The following is an 18,328-nucleotide window of genomic DNA, read 5'->3' on the forward strand; positions in this document are numbered from 1 at the left end:
AAAGGAGGTAATATTTGGAGTCATAGTATGAAAATTTTGGTAAATAATACACATTATGATCATCTTACCCCCCCTGAAATAGGGTTATATTCTCGGCATTTATTGATTCCGTCCATCGGGATGAAAGGCCAGTTGGCACTCAAAAATGCCCACGTATTAGTCGTCGGGGCCGGAGGGCTTGGTTGCCCGGTCTTACTTTATTTAGCTGCTGTGGGTATTGGGTGGATAGGTATTATCGATGCTGATCATATTGATGTTTCTAATGTACATCGGCAAGTTTTATATCGGGTTGTAGATAAAGGAAAGAAAAAAGCTGATGTTGCTAAGTCACGTTTACAGGAGCTCAATCCCTATATTGAGATAGAAACCTATATTGACCAATTAAATATAGATAACGCCGAAGAGTTAATATCTCGCTACGATATTGTAGTCGATGGCACGGATAACTTTATTGCAAAATACCTGATTAACGATACTTGTTATCTTACCGGTAAGCCATTGGTTTATGGGGCGATCATGCAATTTGAGGGGCAGGTGTCGGTATTTAATGTTCAGGATGAAAATGGCATTCGTGGTGCTAATTATCGCGATCTTTATTCTGAACCACCGGATGCAGCATTAGCCCCAAATTGTGCAGAAGCTGGGGTGTTAGGTATTTTACCCGGTATTATTGGCTGCTTTCAGGCTAATGAGGTAATTAAGCTAGTAACCGGTCTGGGACGACCTCTATCTGGGCGGTTATTGGTTTATGATGCTTTGGAAGCAACGACAACAGAGTTGAGTTTTTCTGCCTCGCGGAATAACCCATTAAGAGACCCTAATTGGTCTCAGATATTAGAAGAAATTCCTGCTGTATGCAGTAGTACCGTGATGCCTGATCAATTTGTTATGACCCTTGCGGAGTTTAATGATCTTATCCATGCCTATGCGGTCATCCATCTGATTGATGTTCGTGAATTGCATGAAAGAGAGCAGGTCTCTATCGGTGGAGTTCATATTCCTTTAGCTGAGATAGAAAGCACCGATAATGGATATTTTAATGATGTTCCTATTATTTTGTATTGCCAATCAGGGGTACGTAGCCAAAGAGCCGCTAATATATTGGCAAGCAAACTGCCGTATTCCCAGATATTTAGTTTAAAAGGCGGAATATCTGCATTTTTAGCCTCTGATTTATATCCCGAAATTATGGCCAATCTGGCGCAGTGCCAGTGTAACGGGCTGAGTAATTTTCATTAAATGGTCATATTAAAGCGACGAGTGGCCTGTCATATTGATGGGCCACTATCGACATTTAGCGCCAAAATGGGCGGCTGTAATCGCGCTTGATATCCTCTCGGCTTAGGCCAATATCTTTCAATTGACTCGAGTTCAACCGCGCCAGTGTATTGGCCGTTTTGCGTTGCTCATTCCATTGATGCGCATATCTGTATGTTTTTAGCCATAACCGAATAAAAATATTAGGGCGATTTTTTGCGGCTCGTGCAGCTGACGAGCAGCATTTATCTATTTGATCTTCAATTATATTATTCATTTTCGACTCCCCGTCAGTAGGTGAGCCATTAGCATGAGACTTTGGCGCGAAACATTACAGATGCAAATTAGGACTATTATTTCCATACAGATATGAGATATATCAACTGAATGGTGCAATTTTTTGCCATCTGTACTGGTTGCTACTGATTAGGTGATATCAATGACTCGTTACCAACAACTGGCCGATATTTTGAGTCAGCGGATTAAAGAAGGGCTCTATATTGCAGGTGAGCGGCTCCCCTCGGTCAGAGTATTGAGTGACGAGCATGGGGTGAGCATTAGTACCGTACAACAGGCTTATCGGCAGTTGGAAGAGTGTTTGCTGATTGAGGCGCGAGCGAAGTCGGGTTACTTCGTGCGGTGCAGTTCAAATTTACCCTCTTTACCCGCCACATGCACCCATGCACAGCGGCCGGTCGAAATATCACAGTGGGAAAATACGCTGGCATTTCTGCAAAGAGGCGATCAGGAAAATGTTATTCATTTGGGCGCGGGCTCGCCTGATCTTTCTGGCCCTGGGCTGAAAATTCTCAGCCGTTTATTGAGCCGTATTAGCCTTCATCAGAGTGAAGAAGTGCTGGAATATGACAATATTTATGGCTCGCCGGAATTACGCGAGCAAATTGCTCGTCTAATGCTGGACAGCGGCAATCATCAATCGGCTGATAATATCATTATTACATCCGGCTGCCATGGCGCACTGGCTATTGCATTAGGCGCTGTTTGCCAGCCCGGTGATATTGTGGCGGTGGATTCCCCCAGTTTCCATGGTGCGATGCAAACCCTGAAAGGGATGGGCATGAAAGTGATTGAGATCCCAACCGATCCGGTGGTGGGGATCAGTCTGGAGGCCTTGGAAATGGCTTTAGATCAATGGCCGATTAAGGCCGTTCAACTCACGCCGACTTGTAATAATCCACTGGGCTACAACATGCCCGATGAGCGCAAAAAGGCGCTGCTAATACTCGCCCAGCGCTATGACGTCGCAATAATTGAAGATGATGTGTATGGCGCGCTGGCTTACCAATATCCGCGCCCTCCGACTATTGCTTCATTTGATGATGACGGGCGAGTATTGCTGTGCAGTTCTTTCTCAAAAACGGTAGCACCGGGTTTACGTGTCGGTTGGATTGCTCCGGGGCGCTATTTAGATAAAGCGCTGCACATGAAATATATTTCTGCCGGGCGAGTTGCTTCGTTACCCCAATTGGCAATGGCTGAATTTATCAAGCAGGGCCATTACATGCAGCATTTGCGCCGGATGCGCCGCCAATATCAACGCAATCGCGATATTATGACGGGTTGGGTGATGAAATATTTCCCGCCGAATACCTGCTTAAGTCGGCCACAGGGCAGTTTTATGTTGTGGGTCGAATTGCCACATGGGTTTGATAGCTTGCGCCTTAATCGCTGCTTGTTGCCATTGGGGGTGCAGGTGGCCGCCGGATTTATTAGTTCCGCCTCTGGGAAATACCGCAATTGCCTAAGATTGAGTTACAGCAAACCGATGACGGCTGAGATTGAACGCGCAGTGCAAAAAGTGGGCAAGACGATTTATGAATTGTTGGCGGATGTTGAGCCAAAGGCGGCTTTAGAAAAGCAAAGCCAGCCTTAGGCTGCAATTACTGACGCAAATAAATCTGTGGCAGGGCGCTTTCCGGGTGACGTGAAACCCCCAAGTCAGCCTGATACCAGCGGGTCAGTGTCTCGGCATTGAGCACTTCCTCTGGTGTGCCACAGGCCACAAGCTCGCCTTGCGCTAACAGTAAAATACGATCGGCATACAGTGCCGCCAGATTTAAATCATGCAGTACGCAGCACACCGCCAAGGGTTCTTGGAGGGTAAGCTGGCGCAGTAAGCGCAGCGTATGTTGTTGATGATACAAATCTAATGCGGAAGTTGGTTCGTCAAGGAATAGCCAACGCGGGGCCGGCTCGGGTTGCCACAACTGAGCTAATACCCGAGCGAGTTGTACCCGCTGTTGCTCGCCGCCCGAGAGTGCGCGGTAATCGCGTTGCGCCAAAGCCAGACAGTCTGTTTGCGCCATAACTTCCTGCAACGCCTGACGATTTTGTGCCGCACCATAAGGTGCCCGGCCCATCTGAATCACTTCACTAACACTGAATGGAAAAGCCAAGTCACTGTATTGGCGCATTACCGCTCGGGTGCGGGCCAATGCTTGGGGCTGCCAGCTGTTGAGGTCTTTCCCCAGCAATTGGCACTGGCCTTCTGAGGGGGAAAGGTAGCCCGTTAATAAACGCAGCAGGGTGGATTTCCCCGCGCCGTTTGGCCCGATAATCGCCACCATTTCCCCGCTGGCTATTTGTAGTGAAACGTTATTAATCAGCCTTTGCCCCTGAACATGGTAAGAAAGCTGATTCGCTTCTAATAACGCGGTATTAACCACTACGTTGCTCCCGCTGACGTAAAATCAGCCACAGAAAATAAGGCCCACCCAGCAAGCTGGTTATCAACCCGACCGGCATTTCAGCTGGTGCAACCAAGGTCCGGGCCAGAGTATCGGCAGTCAGTAACAGACACGCGCCGCCCAGTGCAGCGCCGGGTAGCAACCAGCGGTGGTCCGCACCGATACGCATGCGAATAAGATGCGGGACGACCAACCCAATAAAACCAATCACTCCACTGACAGCAACGGCTGCGCCAATCAAAATAGCGCTGAGCAGCAACAAGCGCAGTTTAGCTTGCCGTACATTGACCCCGAGGTAATGCGCTTCTTCATCCCCCAGTTGCAACAGGTTTAATTGACGAGCTTGTAACAAACCGAGCACACACGCGGGCAGAATCAAGGATGCGGCCACCAGGAGTGTTGACCACTGCGCCTGACCTAAACTGCCCATGCTCCATAAGGAGAACTGGCGCAATTGCTGGTCATCACTGATATAGGTCAATACCCCGACGGCCGCGCCACACAGCGCATTAATAGCGATGCCGGCCAGTAGCAGGCGGGATAAGTTGCCATGCCCCCAGCGACTGAGGGTGAAAATAATGGCTGAAATAGCCAGACTGCCAATAAATGCGCCAACCATATGACTATAAAGTGCTAACAGTGGCGGCAAGCTGAATGGCATAACAATAATTATGCCGACACACAAAGCCGCGCCGCTGCTGATACCCAGCAGGCCGGGGTCTGCCAGTGGGTTGCGGAATAATCCTTGCATGATAGCGCCGGAAACTGCCAGTGCGCAGCCGACCACGACCGCCAACAGCACGCGAGGCAGCCGGATATTGAGCCAAATATGCCACATTGCATCATCTAATGAGGCGTGCCACAGAGTCCGAAACGAGAGCGTCAATGCACCCATATTGGCTGAACCGAGCGCTAAGATGATAAGGATCATCAACAAGATACTCAGCATCAGGCGCGGGTGAATGCGGCAATTCATTGCGCTTGTTCCATACTTTTGCGCAGTTGCGCCAGTACGTGTGGGGTTTCCAGACCAAAGCCCAGTAGCGCCATATCATCTACGACTAATAGTCGCTTATTTTTACCCGCGGGCGTCAATGCCATGCCGGGTAATTTCCAGATACCTTCGCTCCCCCCCAGCGCTCTCACGCCGTCACTGGTAATCAGTAATAAATCAGGGGCACTGGCAATTACGCCCTCTTGTGACAGTGGGCGATAGCGGCTGAAACCCTGCATCGCATTGCTGCCACCGGCGGCACGAATCATGGCATCTGCTGCGGTATTTTGACCTGCGGCCATCGGTGTTAACCCCCCGTGGCTCATGACAAACAGCACTTTGACCGGCAGGGGAGTGTTATTCACTGCGGCTAAACGTTGCTGATAGTCTTTGATAAGTTCTTGCCCTTTTTCCTGCTGATGCAGTGCTGTGGCGACAGCATTTATCTTCACTGCCACACTTTCCGGTGTGGTTTGGCCCGGAATGGTGACTACATTTACACCACTGTCAGCGACCTGTTTAAGCACCAGTGAAGGTTGCGCCAGCTCACTGACCAGCAGCATGGTCGGCTTCATCGCCAAAATCCCTTCGGCATTGAGCATGCGCATGTAACCAACATCAGGCAGCTTCTGCACTGCCTGAGGCTGTAGACTGGTACTGTCACGAGCCACAATCTCGCCCCCCGCACCCAGTGCGTAGGCAATTTCTGTGACATCACCGCCAACGGTGACGATACGTTCTGCGGCGAAAGAATTTAGCGGCAGAATGCAGGCGCTCAGCGACAGAATGAAAGGGAGTGACAGTAACCTTAATCTCATGCGGCAATATCCTTATTATTTAGGCGAGCAATCTGATCTCGCCATTGATTTTGTTCCGGTTGCCCTTCAGTGCGCTGGCCGTAAAGTTGAGCTAACTGGGTGCCATCAGCAGCAAACAGTTCCAAACTAGTGACAAAACCGTCTTTAGTTGGTTTGCGGGTAATCCAACTTTCGGCAATGGCTGTTTCAATCAGGTGCAGTGTGAAGCGCTTGTTGAAAACATTAATCCAATCCTGATGCGGTGTAACCTTTTCAATCATGCCGGTAAAGATTTGCACACAACCGCGGTTACCCACAAAAATCATAATTTCGTTCTGTTCTTGCTGGGCAATATTCAAAAGTTGGGTCAGTGAGCTGTTATCAACTTGATACGCCAGGTCATTACCCACCGCGCGGAATGCTTGCTGGCGAGTCAGGTTATTGCGCTTGAGCAACTGGAAAAACTGATGTACGTCAGTCATGGCGCGCCATTCGGCATCGACTGTCTCATCAGTGGTCGTCGGTTCTGCCACTTCAGGTGTGCTTAGCGGCTCTAGCTGCAATGGTGGGTTTTCTGTGGTGATAAACTTCGCCAGCAGTGCTTCCCAAGCGGGAATGTCAGTTTGTTCAGTGACATACACTTTATGCAAAGCATCGCCCTGATGGTCAAAGAATTGGATGCTATGACGCACACCGTGGCGAGTTTCTTCTGACAAGGTGAATGCGCTGGCCCATTGATTGAGGAACAGACGTAAATCTAAATCACGCGGATTGAGGATTAAACCGGCGTGGCCGTTCAGATGTTGATTCTCATACCGCCCCATTTGCTCATGGACGGCATAGGTATTGCGGGTGATGGCTTTGACTTCACCGACAGCCTCTAATGCGGCCAGTAATGTGCGGGCATCAGTTTTCAGACGTTTGGCATCGTGACCGACACGGCTGTGAGTCAGTTCCGCTTCTGATATGCCCATCAGAGTGGCTAAATCGCGAGCATATTTGCCTGGGTTATCGGCTTTTGCTTGCAGATACTGCTCATATATTGGCTTGCTCATAATAACTTCCTCGTTCTATTGATTTTTTATATGCAGGTGACAGGTAGAAATGATAATCCGGTAATTCGTTGATTGAATTACCGGATGTGTTATTTCAGACTAACTTTTTCAATCAATTACCACTGATAGCTCACGAAGAACTTCGCATTACGGCCATCTTGTGGCACGCCTTGTGGCGCGTAATACTCTTTATCAAAGGCGTTACCCAACACCACGGTGGTGGTCACGCCTTTAAATTGCTCCTGACCTTTATAGCTGACATAGAAGTCATTGAGGCCATAACCGGCCTGGCGTTTGCCGGTGCTTAATGGCTGAGAGCGGTCAGCAAAGGTGGCAATCCAGCCTACGGCAAAACCACTGTTAGCGACAGGCACATCCAGGGTACTGGTCACGGTATCTGGGCTAATGGATTCGAGCCAAGTATTGGTATTCTGGTTTTTCCCCCGGGTGCGGTTATAGGCCAGATCCCAGTTAAACAGGGCAGTTTTGTAACTCATGGTGGCATCCCAGCCCCAAATTTTGGCGCGATCGACATTCACCGAAGTGGTGGTCATGGCGACCATGTTTACCTTGGTTTCGATATAGTCTTTCGCGTTGGTGTCGAAGTAACTTGCCTTGAATTGCAGGTCATCTTCGGCCATCAACAAGTCGCTAAAGCGCAGGCCAAAACCGTATTCCTGAGTTTCGTTGGTTTCCGGTTTTAGGTTTGGATTCGGCACCCAGTTGTTCGTGATGAATCTTCCGCCGCCGATAGGAATGGAGAAGTGTTTTGAATCGTTGTACATCTCACCCATCGTCGGTGCGCGGAAGGCCTGCGCATAGGAACCGAACAGCATCAGCCAGTCAGTGGGTGTTACCGTAAGCGCCCCGCGTGATGACCATTTATCAGCATCGACGTCGGCATAGCCTTCACTGCTACCGCGATAATTGTCATAGCGGGTACCGGCCAAAATGGAAACCGGCAGGTCGCGCAAGGTGATTTCGTCTTGTAGCCAACCAGAGCCAAAACGAATATCAGCTTGTGGGAAACTTTCTGTTGCGCCGCCCGGCGTTTGCTCTTGTTTATAAGCTTCGGTGCCGTAAGTCAGCAGGTGTGAAGCAAAGCTATCAGTCAACAGACGGGTGCGGTTTTCCAACTTCCCACCTTCAGTGGTCTGCTTGCGCCCCTCTTCTGGCGTACCTTGTGGTCGCGCATTGATTTCTACTTCGGAGTAGTAAACCTGAGCGGTGGCATTCAACCATTCTTGATCAAGCGGCTTAATGTTGTATTTAAGCTGAGCATCGCGTTGAATTGTCGAGCGATTTGTCATGATATTGCTACTGGATGGCGCGCTGGTTTGCGGGTTCTTTGGCTCTATCGCGTTGTTATTGTAATAGCGCAAATTGGCGCTCAAAGACTGAATCTGGTCAATACGCCAGGTCCCTTTTGCCAGTACGTTACTGATGGTTTCATCATTAGGTGCATTAAACCCATCACTCTGACGGATATTACCGATATCGCGAGTACCGAAGGAGAGAATGCCATCGACATCATCAGTACGGCCATAAGCGGTGGCCCCCAGGCCGAAGCTGTGGTCGCCGGTTGCTGCGGAACTGTAAACCCGATAACCGGTGTTTTGGCCAGGTAACAGCATGTCGGCGGCATCCACTGTTTCATAAGAAATAACCCCGCCCAATGCGCCACTGCCATACAACAGTGCGGAGGGGCCGCGAACCACTTCAACCCGTTTGACCAGCGCTGGGTCGAGGAAAGTTGCATTCAGGTGGCCGGTATCTGTGCCTTGACGAATACCATCAACTAAGGTGAGGACGCCAGTTTTGCCATAACCACGTAATGTCACATCTTGCCCGTTAACACGTCCGCTGCCCGTCACTGTCAGCCCCGGAATTTTGCGCAACATATCTGCAGCAGAGGTCGCGGTTTCGCTGGTAGGGGTGTTGGCTTCAATGACTGTCACCATCATCGGTGCTTCAAAGCTACTGCGCTCATTACCGGTTGCCGTGACCACCATGGTGTCGGTGGCGTGTTTTTTGCTGTTTGCTGCGGTTGTGGTATCAGCAGCTTGAGCAGCAAGAGGCAGGGCGCAAGCGATTGCCAAACTGAGTGAGGACCAGCGGAAACGGTCGGAAGTAAAACGAGGCATGTCGGCAATTCTCCATATTTTCTATGCAAAAAATTATATGCAAAACAAATAAATAGGTTGCTGGCTGCCTTGATTGTTCAATCTGGGTGGCTTGCATTAATATCTTTCGCGCTCAGGGTTTCCACCGTGAGGGCTTTAGATTTTTCGGTATATTATTTAGTCAGTATTAACTTCCCGGCTTTGGTTTGGCGCAGTTGATAGCATTCGCCCTGATGGACGATAAAAGCGACACCATGCTCTCCCAGCAGTTGTTCGCTGGTGATAGACAGTGGCTTACTGTCCGCCGGAAGCTTGGTAGCAGACTCATCGTTCATTATTGGTGCTCTGTTCAACTGTTTATCCATATAACCAGCAAGGTAATGATAACCGCTATCAATATGATAAGCATTATCAATCAAGGGTGGATGTTACATCAAGACATATTTATTGTTAACTGGCTTTTAATTAGCGAGCTTATCCATGGTCGACAAGCGCATAAATTTGATGATAGGTGGCGGGATCTTCGACCATCTGGCTCAGATGCATTGCAACATCCGCGCGGGTGACCATTCCATGGGCCTCAGCTTGCAGACAGGTGGCTTTTCCTGTTGCGGGTTTATCCAGTAAACCGCCGGGGCGAATTAAGGTATAAATCAGGCCACTGGTTTGTAACCAGCTCTCAGCCAGTGACTTCTCACGAACCGCCTGACCAAAAGCGGCACGAGCGGCGGGGGAAAGTGTTGGCCAGCTATCACCACAGCCAATGGATGTGACTAAAAGCATGCGTTTCAGGCCGAGTTTCTCGGCAGTATCAATGATCAGCCGATTGCCCTGATAGTCAGCCGTGCGACTACCTAATGTTGAAATGATGGCGGCCTCTGGCCCCGCGAGTTGGCAAGCTTGATACACACTTTCTGGATCACAAGCATCGCCACATACCACGGTAAGTCCCTGACTACGCAGGGATTCTGCTTGTTGCGGGTTGCGTATCAATAGAGTGACAGGGCGCGGATTCAGGGCAGAGTTGGCCGGTGAATTTGCCAGTGCAAGCAGATGTGCGCCCACGCCATGTCCGGCACCAAATATCAGCCAAGGTTTCATGGGGTTTCCTCACTTTTTTCATTGATATCATGCTGTTCTTGAGTGAGCTGTTGAGCCAATTGATGAAATGCGGCGAGGCCGTCAGCTCGTAATTGGCGATGCTCATCACGGCCCACATAGACCTTCAGCATCACATCACCTTGCTGATTAAAAAACTGTACTGATGCAGTTGCCATCCCCATAAACGGGCGTTCCAGTAGGGCAATAGCTTGGCAGTTTTGTGCTCTGATATGGCCGCTGAGCCCTTGTTTGTCGCGAAGATTGAAATAGCCGTGGCGATGAAAACCACTGGGTAACGGGCCTTTGTGCTCCAGAATAATATCGGCCGTGTGCACGAGAGTGGTGACATCTCCCCACTGCGTCATATTGTCCCAGACCTGGTCAAATTGGTCCGCACTGACTAAAACACGTTGTGGTAAGGCGCGGACTACCTCGAGTGGGCTGACCTGATAATCCTGTGCAATTTGTTCCAGTGTGCCATCCGGCTCCGTGGCAAGAAATTCGGCCAATAATGATTTATTTTTAGGGGATTGTGAGGTCATAAGTGGCTTTCCGTAGTCATAAGTGAAGGAATAATATTTTGCAGAGCTTGCATGATATTGCTGGCCCAGAAGCGCCCGTTATCAGTGAGCCGTAGACAGAAACTGTTATCTTTTAGCAGGTGGTTCTGTTGCCATTGCGCAATCAATGGCAGCAGCGGGGATGGGTCAGTCATTAACTCACTCAGATCCAGGCGGCCGACTTCAATACCGCTTTGCAATTTGGCCCGCCACGGATGTTCGCCACTGGCTTGCGTCATCATCATTAAAGGCTTTTGCCCGCTGTCGATTAATTGATAGTAGTTATCTAAACTGCGGTGCTGCATGTAAGCATGCCCTTGCAAAGATCCCCCGGCACCACTGCCCAAGGCCAGGCAATCAGCCCCTTGTTTTATCAATAGGTTATAAAGATTGCGTTCACGTGTGGTGCGCGCCCAGTGGCTATTACTTAACTGATGCCAACCCGCCTGTGCGAGACTTTCGGCCCCGCGACAGTAAAAGTCACATTGCTGCGCCAGTGTCGGCAGTTCCACCCGGTTATTTTCCACTGATTTGGCTAATGGTGTGGTTGGCAATAAATTAAGAGCATATAAATCAACGCCATCCAGTGGCAGTTGCCGCACGATAGCCAAATCTTCCTGCCAGGTTTCTGGTGTTTGATGCGGTAGGCCAAACATCAGGTCGCAGACCACAGCAGCACGATCGCGAGAGGCCAAATTAGTCAGAAAACGAATGGCTTGATCGCGGTCGGCCTTCCGCCCCATGCGCTGACGAATACGGGTGTTAAAGGTTTGAACTCCAACAGAAAAACGGTTAGCGCCAGCATCCAGACAAGCATCAATCCGCTCATCATCAAAATTGAAAATACGGCCTTCAACGGTTATTTCACAATCGGGAGCTAGCGGCAAACTTTTACGCAATTGGCTGATAATGCTGTGTAATTGTTGTGCTGAAAGTGCACTTGGTGTGCCGCCCCCGAAGTAAATTGCATGAATTGGCCCTCCTTGTAGTAGGGGGCTGCCCGCTTCCATGCTCAGTTCCCGCAGCAGGTAGTCGGTGTAGCGCGCAGTGCTTTCAGGTTGTAGAGGATTTTGATAGAAACCACAGAAAGTGCAGTGAGTAGCACAAAATGGAATATGTAAATAAAGCAAACGCTTATTCGGTGGCAGCGGCTTTTGCAGCAGTGATTGCCAGCTATTTTGCAGTGACTCAGCCGGCAGTGGGCGGCTATCACGCCATGGCATTGTGGCCCAGCGCTTGGGGAAAGGTAGGGGCCCCGGACGGGCATGATACGGCATCAAATCAATATTCATGACAGACTCAATTACGACCTAGATGATAAATTAAATGATAATCATAAGCATTTGATCAATGGGTAAAGGCCGATATATTGATCCGCATCATTAAATCCGGGCGAAATAGGCTCACATTTGCCGGGAGAGTAGGAAAGAGCTTCAGTTAAGCTGGGTTTAGGAGTGGCGGCTGGTGGGTTTTTTTACTGACTAATAGTGAAAATTCATACAAATTCAGATGGATGAGCTAACGCAGAGTCACTCAGACGTTAGCCCATCTTAAGACTTATGCCAGATATTTGCGGAACCACGCGATGGTGCGTTCCCACGCCAAGTCAGCAGCGGCTTGGTCATAACGCGGTGTAGAATCATTGTGAAAACCGTGATTTACACCGGGATAAATATAGGCTTCGTAAGTTTTGTTCGCGGATTTGAGTGCTTCTTCATAAGCTGGCCAACCCGCATTAATATTGGTGTCCAGTTCAGCATAGTGCAGTAACAATGGCGCGTTGATGCGGGGGACATCCTCGGGCTTGGGTTGTCGGCCATAGAAAGGCACCGCCGCGGCAAGTTCGGGATAGGCGACGGCGGCGGCATTGGCAACCCCACCGCCATAACAAAAGCCCGTAATCCCGATTTTGCCGGTGGTGGCTTCATTCACTTTCAAGAATTCAATCGCGGCAAAAAAGTCATTCATGAGTTTGGTGGGGTCAACCTGCTGTTGTAGCTCACGGCCTTTATCATCATTTCCAGGATACCCCCCGACAGAACTAAGCCCATCAGGGGCGAGCGCAATAAATCCAGCTTTTGCCACACGGCGGGCCACATCTTCAATGTAAGGGTTTAGCCCCCGATTCTCGTGAACCACCACTATCGCAGGAAGTGGGCCCGTTGCTTTCGCGGGACGAACCAGATAGCCGCGCACTTCACCATGACCATTTGGTGATGGGTAAGTGATATATGAGGCGATAATATCGGGATCGGTGAATTCCACTTGTTGGGCGAGTGCATAATTCGGGCTGAGTTGGCCCAGTATGGTGAGCGCGGTTAGGCCGCCGACAGTATATTTTGCTGCTAATTCAAGGAATTGCCGTTTGGTTATCTTACCATGGGCATAATAGTCGTAGAGTTCGAGCAGTTCAGGGGAAAAGTCTTTCGCGGTAAGACGGGACATTGGCATGCTCCTTCCATCGTGCGTGAAAGAGTAACTTAACAGATAGCAGAGTCACTGTTGATAGTTTTTTAACCACTCGTATTTGATGAGAAGTTTGCACGACATAAATCATAAAACCCACCAATGGTGGGTTTACTGTTCACGAACACGGCAAGGCAACTTATCTAAAAACTAAACCGCCATCAATTAAGGGTGCTTGTCCGGTCATATAGTCTGAATCTGGGCCGGCGAGGAATGAAACAAAAGCGGCAACATCTTCCGGTGTTTCTGCCCGGCCAAGGGCGATGCCCTCGACATATTTTTTATAGGTTGCACCAATCGGTGCGCCAGTTTCTTCGGCCATTCTTTTATCAATCTCAACCCACATATCTGTCCCGACCACTCCGGGGCAATAGGCATTAACCGTAATACCGAAACTGGCCAACTCTTTTGCTGCGGCCTGAGTCAGTGCGCGAACACTGAATTTGGTGGCTGAATAAATACCTAACAGAGCAAACCCTTCATGACCGGCAATAGATGAGGCATTGATAATCTTACCTGTCTGCTTGCGGGCCTTAAATTTTATTGCTGCGGCTTGAATACCCCAAAGTGTACCTTGCACGTTGATTTTAAATATTTTTTCGACTTCTTCCGGTGTGACGTTCAGCAGACTTTTAGTTTGGCTGATACCGGCGTTATTCACCATAATATCGAAGCCACCGAGCTCTTTTTCGGCGTAGTCAACCGCGGCAAAAACTTCACCACGAACACTTATATCAGCTTTAAAAGTGACACTTTTACGACCCAAAGCACGAATCTCGTCCGCGACGGCTTTGGTTTTTTCATCATTTAAATCAACCAATGCAATGTCAGCACCATCACGAGCTAATCGAAGTGCAATACCTCTGCCGATCCCTTGCCCCGCACCTGTCACCAGCGCCACTTTACCTTTTAAAGACATATATCGCTCCTTAAGATGAAAATTATACGCATCTACAGTTCTATCGCTATTTGTTAAGGTTTTCTGGTGTATTTGTGCTAACTCTTTATCACTGGGGGCTTGGGGAAATTTTTCCGCCATAGTGAGTGCGGCGCTGAAAGAGGGTGGGAGGGATTTTTCAATATTATTTACTGTGATTTTTCTAACTTATTGCTGTGAGTTACTATTGCCATATAAATTAATATATTGCGCATAGGCCGGGGGAAAGAGACAGTATGAGTAATGAAATAAAACTAAGTTTGATAATCCCGTTTATGCAGAATAAATGTATTAGCTGTTGGTCAGTCGTAAGATTGGTCTTTCAGAGGGGAACTGGCTTTTTTGAGGATAATGATACTGTTATCTCGTATCCAAAAGCTGGTTTTTAAATGCAAAACGGACGCCCGTAAGCGTCCGTTTCTAAATAGTGGTGCCCGGACTCGGAATCGAACCAAGGACACGGGGATTTTCAAAACTCGTGCTTAAATTGGTCACGATTAAAACAATTCATAATTAATTTGTCGCGCTTTCTCGCGTCCTTCAGTACGTTGCTCAGATGTCGAGATAAAAACTGACAGTGTATGTTTCCATTGCCCTATACCGTAAAAGCACTGATACAGAGTGAAACCTGGTCAGCCATCGCAGAGTCAGCCAAGAAGGCATACGATGGGGATCAGATGGCTCTGGAAGCCACTGGTGGAATGCTGGCAGGGCTTTTCCTACCGGGTAAGAAAGTGCCTGATGTTGGAGCTATAATTGTTTCTGATAGAATCGCTTTCAGCACCAAACAGTTAGATAAAAAATTCAAGCATGCAGCTGATTTTGATGTTGTTACCACAAAGAAAAACTCTGAGACACTTAAGCAGTATGAAACTGCAATTAAAAATCATATAGATGATACTACTACCTTTGAAAAGGGTACTTATGGTTTTGTGAAAGACTCTAAAGTATTTTTTAACCCTACTACAAATAACGCGGTTGTTATTGGTAAATCGGGTGAATTTATTACAGGTTTTAAAGTCATTCCAGGGACACCGCAATATGATAACCTTATGAAAAATGGGGTGTTAAGATGAATTATTTACTTTTGGACTTTGCTAGATCTTTTGTTGCTGAAAGATTGTCAGCAACAGTATTTTCAGAAGCATATATAGAGCTTTGGCGTATAGAAAGAGATAACAAAAATATACTTAACTATGATGCGAAGATAAGTGAGTGTTTATCAAGTATATTTTGTCTGGCTGATATGTATAACCCAGATGAAGATCGTGAGGAGTATGAATTTAATGATGATCAGCTACGAGATGAAATAAATAAACTCATCTCTAATTACAATTGATAGTAAAAAATCCCACCTAAGTCGCTGGGATTTTATTTTTGTGGAGAATAATACGCTGGGTGCGACTGACGAGAAAAAGGGTTGTGTCGCATTAACAGGAAAGGGGCGGCAAAATTAGCGCTGCCTGTTTTTTAGGCTGCCAATAGGTAGAATTGTTCCGCAGAGGATAAACCTACGCTATTGGGATGCTGAAGTTGCCCTTTACGTATCATCTGCACACATTCAATGCCAGCCAATATCGTTTGTGCTCGCCGAAACGATTTGAATCCCAGCATCCGACCGTATCCGGCGTTTGATGTTCCGGTGGTCTTGCTCAATCAGGTTGTTTAGATATTTACTTTGCCTGACGGTTATCGTTTCCTCACCGGGCTTGTCGGCGTTGAATATGGCCAAAGCTGCTGTGTTGGCACCCCTTTTATCAATAGTCACGATCTCCGGCTCACCGTGCTGACGAATGGCTTTGCGAAAGAAAACGTAATGCGGCGACGGTATCCCGTTTGGCAGTCAGCAGGAAGTCGATGGTGTGACCGGCAGTGTCGACGGCCCGATAAAGATATTTCCATTGGCCTTTGACTTTGATGTAGGTTTCATCCATTCGCCAGCGGCGACTCACTGTGTGTTTATGTCGGCGAAATACCGTATCCAGTAGCGGTACCAGACGAACAACCCAGCGGTGAAGTGTGGAATGATCAACGACAACGCGACGCTCAGCCATCATTTCTTCGAGATCACGCAGACTCAGGGAATAAGCAAGGTACCAGCGAACACATTGCGCGATGACATCCACGGGATAATGCAGGCGTTTGAAGGCTTTTCGGATCAGTGGCATAGTCAGGTAGCACCATAAAAAAACAGCATGTTACCTGACTACGCTTTAATGCGACAAAGCCTGCAATTCGGTTATCATGTTCCAACCTTATTTACAATGGAAAGAATAACTCATTAGATTTTTGGTTTGGAATTGTAGGATTAGTTTATGTTACTCCTGCGGCTTTACCAGAGAATATTGACTTAAGTCATGTTATTGAGATTATTATAAAGTTAACTGACTACTCATTTCGCCTTCACGAACGACCAACTACTATTGGTATTTAATTTAATTAGATATTTATCACAATAACTTTCCATTTGTACGATATTTTCTATGGATTTTATAAGCTAATTATTTGATGTCTTTTATATTATAAAATATGTATTGAAAATAACTTCTCGTAGGCATAATGCGCTGAATTACTTTATTCAGCCGTTTATCTGCCCCAGCAGGGCAAATAAGGATATTCCCTGTGCTGCGCTCCCATCATTCAACATTAATAGCTGGCATATTGTTGCCTGCGGTAGCTATTCCACTTGCAAGTAATAGCGCGGAATTAGCCCCCGTTCAACAAAGTATTCATCAGCAGGAACGGCAACGGGCACTGGAAGAACGTCTGGCGCCTGCGACACCCGATGTACGCTTATCGGTACCTGCGGCCTCTGTGGGCCGGATTGCCTTCCCGGTTGAAAACCCCTGCTTTGTTATTGACCGCATTATCCTCAGTGGAACCGAGCCATTACCGAGCTGGTTGCCGCTGCAACGGCTGGCCAATCAGGCGCAAGGCCAGTGTTTGGGCGGACAGGGCATTAATCTGCTGATGAGCCAATTGCAAAACCGCCTGATCGACCATGGCTATGTCACCACCCGTGTTTTGGCTCCGCAGCAAGATTTGAACAGCGGCACATTGGCATTACACGTGATACCCGGCAAAATACGTCAGGTGACACTGACTCCCGACAGTGACCGCCATGTCACACTATTCAGTGCTTTCCCCGCCCGCCCCGGTAATTTGTTGGATTTGCGTGATATCGAACAAGGGCTGGAGAACCTACAGCGCGTCCCCACCGTGCAAGCCAGTATGGAGTTGATCCCCGGCTCCGCACCCGGTGAGACCGACATCGCCCTAAACTGGAAACAGAGTAAAATGTGGCGATTGGCGGCCTCACTGGATGACTCCGGCACCCGCAGCACCGGCCGCTATCAAGGTGGTGCAACACTGTTTCTGGATAACCCTTTATCCCTGAGTGACCTGTTTTATGTCTCGGCTGGCGGTTCAATAAAAAATCGCGGCGACAAAGGCACCAATAACCTGACCGGTCATTACTCGCTGCCGTTCGGTTACTGGACCGCAGGTATTACCGCCAGCAGCTATGACTATCATCAGACGGTTGCAGGCCTGAATGGCGACTACAGCTATCGGGGTGAAAGTGAGAATGTCACACTGCAACTCAGCCGTCTGTTGCACCGCAACGCCAACCAGAAAACCACTTTTACCTACAATGTGCTGACCCGCTCGTCGAAAAACTACATCAATGATACCGAAGTGGAAGTGCAGCGCCGCCGCACCTCCGCCTGGCGTGTTGGGCTGGAACATCGCCACTTTATTTCGCAGGCCACACTGGATGCCGGTATCAGCTATCAGCGCGGCACTCGTTGGTTTGGTGCGATGCCCGCACAGGAAGAGTATGTTGGGGAAGGCACCGCCCTGAGTAAAATTCTGCGCTTAAATGCACAACTGGATATTCCTTTTGCCGTCTTGACGCAAAAATTCCACTACAACCTGCAATACCAACGTCAAAGCACTAACACGCCGCTGACGGCACAGGATCAGTTCTCTATTGGTGGCCGCTGGTCAGTGCGCGGGTTTGATGGCGAGCGCACGCTGAATGCTGATCGTGGCTGGACAGTGCGCAATGATCTCGGCTGGTACACCCCGCTGCCAGGGCATGAACTGTATGTCGGCGTTGACTATGGCGAGGTTGGGGGACGCAGTGCCTCTTATCTGCTGGGCCAGCATTTGGCGGGTGGAGCCATCGGTGTTCGCGGCAATATTCTGAATACCCGCTACGACCTGTTTGCGGGCAAACCACTCTCTAAACCCGACGGATTCAAAACCGACTCGGTGACTCTGGGCTTTAACCTGAACTGGCAATACTGATGCGCCCGATTAACGCTTT

At 48.6% G+C, this 18,328-nt stretch carries 17 protein-coding genes and 1 pseudogene; 5 read left to right on the plus strand and 13 right to left on the minus strand.

Translation table 11 applies throughout. The features are described 5' to 3' along the window. Positions 1-27 precede the first annotated feature (27 nt). Entirely contained in the window at positions 28-1,239 is a 1,212-nt protein-coding gene (locus tag F0T03_RS01615) for a ThiF family adenylyltransferase (protein WP_159677116.1), read from the plus strand. Positions 1,240-1,294: 55 nt separating this feature from the next. Here the strand turns inward: F0T03_RS01615 and F0T03_RS01620 are convergent, their stop codons facing one another. Further along, complete coding sequence (locus F0T03_RS01620) at positions 1,295-1,534, minus strand: DUF1127 domain-containing protein (RefSeq protein ID WP_159677117.1); 240 nt, start codon at positions 1,532-1,534, stop codon at positions 1,295-1,297. Positions 1,535-1,696: 162 nt separating this feature from the next. Here F0T03_RS01620 and F0T03_RS01625 point away from each other — a divergent pair, with 162 nt between their 5' ends. Continuing rightward, a complete protein-coding gene (locus tag F0T03_RS01625) occupies positions 1,697-3,151 on the plus strand; it encodes an aminotransferase-like domain-containing protein (RefSeq protein WP_159677118.1) in 1,455 nt (484 codons plus the stop codon). A gap of 7 nt (positions 3,152-3,158) precedes the next feature. On the opposite strand, the gene F0T03_RS01630 is transcribed toward F0T03_RS01625, so the two are convergent. The 11 genes from F0T03_RS01630 to F0T03_RS01680 form a co-directional block, all read right to left on the minus strand. Further along, the gene (locus F0T03_RS01630) at positions 3,159-3,944 is read right to left on the minus strand and encodes a heme ABC transporter ATP-binding protein (protein WP_145556451.1); all 786 of its coding nucleotides are present in this window, start codon (positions 3,942-3,944) and stop codon (positions 3,159-3,161) included. Next, positions 3,937-4,941 (minus strand): FecCD family ABC transporter permease, encoded by a 1,005-nt coding sequence (locus tag F0T03_RS01635; RefSeq protein WP_159677119.1) that lies wholly within the window; start codon positions 4,939-4,941, stop codon positions 3,937-3,939. Before F0T03_RS01635 ends, F0T03_RS01630 begins: the two co-directional genes overlap by 8 nt. Continuing rightward, positions 4,938-5,777 (minus strand): heme/hemin ABC transporter substrate-binding protein, encoded by an 840-nt coding sequence (locus tag F0T03_RS01640; protein WP_159677120.1) that lies wholly within the window; start codon positions 5,775-5,777, stop codon positions 4,938-4,940. Before F0T03_RS01640 ends, F0T03_RS01635 begins: the two co-directional genes overlap by 4 nt. Then, complete coding sequence (locus F0T03_RS01645; RefSeq protein WP_159677121.1) at positions 5,774-6,811, minus strand: hemin-degrading factor; 1,038 nt, start codon at positions 6,809-6,811, stop codon at positions 5,774-5,776. The genes F0T03_RS01640 and F0T03_RS01645 overlap by 4 nt, the downstream gene beginning before the upstream one ends. Before the next feature lie 116 nt (positions 6,812-6,927). Further along, positions 6,928-8,955, minus strand: coding sequence for a TonB-dependent hemoglobin/transferrin/lactoferrin family receptor (locus tag F0T03_RS01650; protein WP_145556455.1), 2,028 nt, complete (start codon positions 8,953-8,955; stop codon positions 6,928-6,930). A gap of 152 nt (positions 8,956-9,107) precedes the next feature. Next, complete coding sequence (gene hemP, locus F0T03_RS01655; protein ID WP_162526858.1) at positions 9,108-9,299, minus strand: hemin uptake protein HemP; 192 nt, start codon at positions 9,297-9,299, stop codon at positions 9,108-9,110. 109 nt (positions 9,300-9,408) lie between these two features. Next, a complete protein-coding gene (locus F0T03_RS01660) occupies positions 9,409-10,035 on the minus strand; it encodes an SDR family oxidoreductase (RefSeq protein WP_159677122.1) in 627 nt (208 codons plus the stop codon). After that, entirely contained in the window at positions 10,032-10,577 is a 546-nt protein-coding gene (gene hutX / locus F0T03_RS01665) for a heme utilization cystosolic carrier protein HutX (protein WP_159677123.1), read from the minus strand. Before hutX ends, F0T03_RS01660 begins: the two co-directional genes overlap by 4 nt. Beyond that, on the minus strand, positions 10,574-11,887 hold the full coding sequence (gene hutW / locus F0T03_RS01670) for a heme anaerobic degradation radical SAM methyltransferase ChuW/HutW (protein ID WP_159677124.1): 1,314 nt from the start codon (positions 11,885-11,887) through the stop codon (positions 10,574-10,576). The genes hutX and hutW overlap by 4 nt, the downstream gene beginning before the upstream one ends. 265 nt (positions 11,888-12,152) lie before the next feature. Beyond that, positions 12,153-13,040 (minus strand): YghX family hydrolase, encoded by an 888-nt coding sequence (gene yghX / locus F0T03_RS01675; protein ID WP_145556460.1) that lies wholly within the window; start codon positions 13,038-13,040, stop codon positions 12,153-12,155. A 160-nt stretch (positions 13,041-13,200) separates the two neighbouring features. Next, on the minus strand, positions 13,201-13,980 hold the full coding sequence (locus F0T03_RS01680) for an acetoin reductase (RefSeq protein ID WP_159677125.1): 780 nt from the start codon (positions 13,978-13,980) through the stop codon (positions 13,201-13,203). A 695-nt stretch (positions 13,981-14,675) separates the two neighbouring features. Here F0T03_RS01680 and F0T03_RS01685 point away from each other — a divergent pair. Together F0T03_RS01685 and F0T03_RS01690 are read left to right on the plus strand one after the other, a co-directional pair. Beyond that, positions 14,676-15,074, plus strand: coding sequence for a colicin D domain-containing protein (locus tag F0T03_RS01685; protein WP_246169919.1), 399 nt, complete (start codon positions 14,676-14,678; stop codon positions 15,072-15,074). After that, the gene (locus F0T03_RS01690; RefSeq protein ID WP_159677126.1) at positions 15,071-15,337 is read left to right on the plus strand and encodes a colicin immunity domain-containing protein; all 267 of its coding nucleotides are present in this window, start codon (positions 15,071-15,073) and stop codon (positions 15,335-15,337) included. Before F0T03_RS01685 ends, F0T03_RS01690 begins: the two co-directional genes overlap by 4 nt. Positions 15,338-15,468: 131 nt before the next feature. Here the strand turns inward: F0T03_RS01690 and F0T03_RS01695 are convergent. Continuing rightward, positions 15,469-16,166 (minus strand): annotated as a pseudogene (locus F0T03_RS01695) (IS6 family transposase). A 454-nt stretch (positions 16,167-16,620) separates the two neighbouring features. Between F0T03_RS01695 and F0T03_RS01700 the strand changes: the two are divergent. Beyond that, a complete protein-coding gene (locus tag F0T03_RS01700) occupies positions 16,621-18,309 on the plus strand; it encodes a ShlB/FhaC/HecB family hemolysin secretion/activation protein (protein ID WP_159677127.1) in 1,689 nt (562 codons plus the stop codon). The last annotated feature ends 19 nt before the right edge of the window (positions 18,310-18,328 follow it).

The organism is Yersinia canariae (genome assembly GCF_009831415.1).
GTDB classification, from domain to species: Bacteria; Pseudomonadota; Gammaproteobacteria; order Enterobacterales; family Enterobacteriaceae; genus Yersinia; species Yersinia canariae.

Bases quoted from the DNA above. Each gene is read 5' to 3' on its own strand.
- F0T03_RS01615 (WP_159677116.1), top strand. From the start codon at position 28: ATGAAAATTTTGGTAAATAATACACATTATGATCATCTTACCCCCCCT.
- F0T03_RS01620 (WP_159677117.1), bottom strand. From the start codon at position 1,534: ATGAATAATATAATTGAAGATCAAATAGATAAATGCTGCTCGTCAGCT.
- F0T03_RS01625 (WP_159677118.1), top strand. From the start codon at position 1,697: ATGACTCGTTACCAACAACTGGCCGATATTTTGAGTCAGCGGATTAAA.
- F0T03_RS01635 (WP_159677119.1), bottom strand. From the start codon at position 4,941: ATGAATTGCCGCATTCACCCGCGCCTGATGCTGAGTATCTTGTTGATG.
- F0T03_RS01640 (WP_159677120.1), bottom strand. From the start codon at position 5,777: ATGAGATTAAGGTTACTGTCACTCCCTTTCATTCTGTCGCTGAGCGCC.
- F0T03_RS01645 (WP_159677121.1), bottom strand. From the start codon at position 6,811: ATGAGCAAGCCAATATATGAGCAGTATCTGCAAGCAAAAGCCGATAAC.
- F0T03_RS01650 (WP_145556455.1), bottom strand. From the start codon at position 8,955: ATGCCTCGTTTTACTTCCGACCGTTTCCGCTGGTCCTCACTCAGTTTG.
- hemP (WP_162526858.1), bottom strand. From the start codon at position 9,299: ATGGATAAACAGTTGAACAGAGCACCAATAATGAACGATGAGTCTGCT.
- F0T03_RS01660 (WP_159677122.1), bottom strand. From the start codon at position 10,035: ATGAAACCTTGGCTGATATTTGGTGCCGGACATGGCGTGGGCGCACAT.
- hutX (WP_159677123.1), bottom strand. From the start codon at position 10,577: ATGACCTCACAATCCCCTAAAAATAAATCATTATTGGCCGAATTTCTT.
- hutW (WP_159677124.1), bottom strand. From the start codon at position 11,887: ATGAATATTGATTTGATGCCGTATCATGCCCGTCCGGGGCCCCTACCT.
- yghX (WP_145556460.1), bottom strand. From the start codon at position 13,040: ATGTCCCGTCTTACCGCGAAAGACTTTTCCCCTGAACTGCTCGAACTC.
- F0T03_RS01680 (WP_159677125.1), bottom strand. From the start codon at position 13,980: ATGTCTTTAAAAGGTAAAGTGGCGCTGGTGACAGGTGCGGGGCAAGGG.
- F0T03_RS01685 (WP_246169919.1), top strand. From the start codon at position 14,676: ATGGCTCTGGAAGCCACTGGTGGAATGCTGGCAGGGCTTTTCCTACCG.
- F0T03_RS01690 (WP_159677126.1), top strand. From the start codon at position 15,071: ATGAATTATTTACTTTTGGACTTTGCTAGATCTTTTGTTGCTGAAAGA.